The organism is Pseudomonas sp. FIP_A4, from assembly GCF_036701605.1.
Classification (GTDB): Bacteria; Pseudomonadota; Gammaproteobacteria; order Pseudomonadales; family Pseudomonadaceae; genus Stutzerimonas; species Stutzerimonas phenolilytica.
Genome location: NZ_JAYDXP010000037.1, coordinates 1 through 639, shown reverse-complemented (window position 1 = coordinate 639; position 639 = coordinate 1). Strand labels below are relative to the sequence as shown.

General features: G+C 69.0%; 4 pseudogenes. 2 read left to right on the top strand and 2 right to left on the bottom strand.

The annotated features are described in order from the left end of the window. A pseudogene (locus U8L64_RS00270) lies at positions 1-95 on the top strand (PilZ domain-containing protein); the annotation flags it as partial. A gap of 162 nt (positions 96-257) precedes the next feature. On the opposite strand, the pseudogene U8L64_RS20145 reads toward U8L64_RS00270, so the two are convergent. Further along, positions 258-366: pseudogene (locus U8L64_RS20145) on the bottom strand (lipopolysaccharide heptosyltransferase 1); the annotation flags it as partial. Between the two features lie 3 nt (positions 367-369). Here U8L64_RS20145 and U8L64_RS20140 point away from each other — a divergent pair. Beyond that, positions 370-480, top strand: a pseudogene (locus U8L64_RS20140) (lipopolysaccharide heptosyltransferase 1); the annotation flags it as partial. 27 nt (positions 481-507) lie between these two features. Here the strand turns inward: U8L64_RS20140 and U8L64_RS00260 are convergent. Beyond that, positions 508-639: pseudogene (locus U8L64_RS00260) on the bottom strand (7-cyano-7-deazaguanine synthase); the annotation flags it as partial.

The window sequence follows — 639 nt, the reverse complement described above, 5'->3', positions numbered from 1 at the left end:
AGTTCAACGGCGAGCAGGATGCCGAACGCATCCGCAGCTTCCTCTACCGCCAGCATCGGCGCCTGCATCCCGAGTCGTCCGCCGATCTGGTGTAAGCTGGCCGGCCAGCGCTGCGCACCGGCATGACGACAGCGCCTGACTCTTGCGACGATTCCAGATCTCGCCGCTCCAGGCGCCGGTGCTGCGCAGGGAACGCCACATGTCGCGATAGAAGTGCCGGTCATGCTGGCCGGACGCGAACAACTTGGCGCCCGGCGCGGCCATCCGCGCGCGGTCCAGCCCGTAGTCGCCAATGCCGGCCGGCAGCGGATAACCGAGCGCCTGGGCGAACAGCTGGCGCACCCGCTCCAGCGCGTGCTGCTCGCGCGCATGAGCGGTGCCGGCTGGGCGATCCGCCTGCCGTGGGGCAGCGCCGAGGAGAAGGCTCGCGCCGAGCGCATCGCCGACGGCAGCCTGATCGCCGGGCGCTTCAACGATCGCCTGCTCGGCGCCGCCGTGCTGCAGCGTGGCAGCAAATCCGGCTGCCCGCAAACGACAGCTGTCACATTTGCCGCAGGCGCGCCCATCATCATCTGCCTGATAGCAGGACACAGTCATCGCATAGTCCACGCCCAGGCGCGCTCCTTCCTGCACGATCTG